Here is a 2500-nt window from a genome sequence, read left to right as displayed (position 1 = left end):
CTCCACCATTATTGGGCTATAGCCAAGCGGTAAGGCAACGGACTTTGACTCCGTCATGCGTTGGTTCGAATCCAGCTAGCCCAGCCATTTTTGCGGAAGTAGTTCAGTGGTAGAATACAACCTTGCCAAGGTGGGGGTCGCGGGTTCGAATCCCGTCTTCCGCTCCAACTATACCATCCACGCCGGGGTGGTGGAATTGGCAGACACACAGGACTTAAAATCCTGCGGTAGGTGACTACCGTGCCGGTTCAAGTCCGGCCCTCGGCATTCATTATTATGCGCCCGTAGCTCAATTGGATAGAGCGTTTGACTACGGATCAAAAGGTTAGGGGTTCGACTCCTCTCGGGCGCGCCATTTAAGATACCACGCGGGTGTAGTTTAGTGGTAAAACCTCAGCCTTCCAAGCTGATGTCGTGAGTTCGATTCTCATCACCCGCTCCATTATAATGATCTTTGAAAACTAAACAAGACAAAACGTACCTGTTAATTCAGTTTTTAAAAATCGCACAGCGATGTGCGTAGTCAGTCAAACTACTTTATCGGAGAGTTTGATCCTGGCTCAGGACGAACGCTGGCGGCGTGCCTAATACATGCAAGTCGAGCGGACAGATGGGAGCTTGCTCCCTGATGTTAGCGGCGGACGGGTGAGTAACACGTGGGTAACCTGCCTGTAAGACTGGGATAACTCCGGGAAACCGGGGCTAATACCGGATGCTTGTTTGAACCGCATGGTTCAGACATAAAAGGTGGCTTCGGCTACCACTTACAGATGGACCCGCGGCGCATTAGCTAGTTGGTGAGGTAACGGCTCACCAAGGCAACGATGCGTAGCCGACCTGAGAGGGTGATCGGCCACACTGGGACTGAGACACGGCCCAGACTCCTACGGGAGGCAGCAGTAGGGAATCTTCCGCAATGGACGAAAGTCTGACGGAGCAACGCCGCGTGAGTGATGAAGGTTTTCGGATCGTAAAGCTCTGTTGTTAGGGAAGAACAAGTACCGTTCGAATAGGGCGGTACCTTGACGGTACCTAACCAGAAAGCCACGGCTAACTACGTGCCAGCAGCCGCGGTAATACGTAGGTGGCAAGCGTTGTCCGGAATTATTGGGCGTAAAGGGCTCGCAGGCGGTTTCTTAAGTCTGATGTGAAAGCCCCCGGCTCAACCGGGGAGGGTCATTGGAAACTGGGGAACTTGAGTGCAGAAGAGGAGAGTGGAATTCCACGTGTAGCGGTGAAATGCGTAGAGATGTGGAGGAACACCAGTGGCGAAGGCGACTCTCTGGTCTGTAACTGACGCTGAGGAGCGAAAGCGTGGGGAGCGAACAGGATTAGATACCCTGGTAGTCCACGCCGTAAACGATGAGTGCTAAGTGTTAGGGGGTTTCCGCCCCTTAGTGCTGCAGCTAACGCATTAAGCACTCCGCCTGGGGAGTACGGCCGCAAGGCTGAAACTCAAAGGAATTGACGGGGGCCCGCACAAGCGGTGGAGCATGTGGTTTAATTCGAAGCAACGCGAAGAACCTTACCAGGTCTTGACATCCTCTGAAAACCCTAGAGATAGGGCTTCTCCTTCGGGAGCAGAGTGACAGGTGGTGCATGGTTGTCGTCAGCTCGTGTCGTGAGATGTTGGGTTAAGTCCCGCAACGAGCGCAACCCTTGATCTTAGTTGCCAGCATTCAGTTGGGCACTCTAAGGTGACTGCCGGTGACAAACCGGAGGAAGGTGGGGATGACGTCAAATCATCATGCCCCTTATGACCTGGGCTACACACGTGCTACAATGGACAGAACAAAGGGCAGCGAAACCGCGAGGTTAAGCCAATCCCACAAATCTGTTCTCAGTTCGGATCGCAGTCTGCAACTCGACTGCGTGAAGCTGGAATCGCTAGTAATCGCGGATCAGCATGCCGCGGTGAATACGTTCCCGGGCCTTGTACACACCGCCCGTCACACCACGAGAGTTTGTAACACCCGAAGTCGGTGGGGTAACCTTTTAGGAGCCAGCCGCCGAAGGTGGGACAGATGATTGGGGTGAAGTCGTAACAAGGTAGCCGTATCGGAAGGTGCGGCTGGATCACCTCCTTTCTAAGGATATTATACGGAATATAAGACCTTGGGTCTTATAAACAGAACGTTCCCTGTCTTGTTTAGTTTTGAAGGATCATTCCTTCGAAACGTGTTCTTTGAAAACTAGATAACAGTAGACATCACATTCAATTAGTAATACAAGATATCACATAGTGATTCTTTTTAACGGTTAAGTTAGAAAGGGCGCACGGTGGATGCCTTGGCACTAGGAGCCGATGAAGGACGGGACGAACACCGATATGCTTCGGGGAGCTGTAAGCAAGCTTTGATCCGGAGATTTCCGAATGGGGAAACCCACCACTCGTAATGGAGTGGTCGGCGGGGTGGGCTGTGGATAAGTCGGGGGAGCAGGGGCTGGTTCTGGCAGGGTGGCGGGCATGCCACGACAGCGGGCCGCGCTTCCAGCGGCG

General features: G+C 53.1%; 6 tRNA genes and 2 rRNA genes (1 of these 8 cut by a window edge). All 8 read left to right on the top strand.

Features of this window, described 5'->3' with window-relative positions:
• A tRNA-Tyr gene (locus ACFRFH_RS19800) sits at nt 1-8 on the top strand (it extends 77 nt beyond the left edge of the window).
• 4 nt (nt 9-12) lie between these two features.
• Nucleotides 13-87 (top strand) — tRNA-Gln (locus ACFRFH_RS19795).
• Nucleotides 88-92: 5 nt separating this feature from the next.
• Nucleotides 93-167, top strand: a tRNA-Gly gene (locus ACFRFH_RS19790).
• A 14-nt stretch (nt 168-181) separates the two neighbouring features.
• Nucleotides 182-267 (top strand) — tRNA-Leu (locus ACFRFH_RS19785).
• A gap of 11 nt (nt 268-278) precedes the next feature.
• A tRNA-Arg gene (locus ACFRFH_RS19780) sits at nt 279-355 on the top strand.
• A 13-nt stretch (nt 356-368) separates the two neighbouring features.
• Nucleotides 369-442: transfer RNA gene (locus ACFRFH_RS19775), tRNA-Gly, on the top strand.
• A 95-nt stretch (nt 443-537) separates the two neighbouring features.
• Nucleotides 538-2087: ribosomal RNA gene (locus ACFRFH_RS19770) — 16S ribosomal RNA — on the top strand.
• Between the two features lie 170 nt (nt 2088-2257).
• A 23S ribosomal RNA gene (locus tag ACFRFH_RS19765) occupies nt 2258-2500 on the top strand; the annotation flags it as partial.

It is taken from the genome of Leifsonia sp. NPDC056824 (assembly GCF_042789575.1).
Classification (GTDB): domain Bacteria; phylum Actinomycetota; class Actinomycetes; order Actinomycetales; family Microbacteriaceae; genus Leifsonia.
This window is presented reverse-complemented; position numbering and strand designations above follow the sequence as displayed.